General features: G+C 61.9%; 1 protein-coding gene. It reads right to left on the bottom strand.

The genetic code is table 11. From position 1 onward, the window contains the following. Positions 1 to 247: hypothetical protein (locus AC0L3U_RS39980; protein ID WP_473365209.1), on the bottom strand; the 247-nt coding region annotated here is incomplete at both ends.

The following is a 247-nucleotide window of genomic DNA, read 5'->3' as shown; positions in this document are numbered from 1 at the left end:
GATATCCACCAGGTCGGTTTCCAGGCCAATCGGTGTCAGGCGCTGCTCCCCGATCAGGACCCCGTAGTAGCGGGTATTGATGAATATCTTCTTCGGTCGCGGCGGGGTTGGCGGTGGCGTCGCACGGGTTCGCAGCATAGTGCGTTCGGCCGTGAGCAGGGCCAGGTGGTGGCTGCTCTGTTTGTTGTACGCCTCGATTTGCTGGCGCAGGCGCTCAATCGGCGCGCTAAGCGCTTCGTCACTGAAC

This window comes from Bradyrhizobium sp. Kon69, from assembly GCF_055807515.1.
Note: the sequence above shows the minus strand (reverse complement) of the source record. Positions and strands in the feature narration are given on the sequence as shown.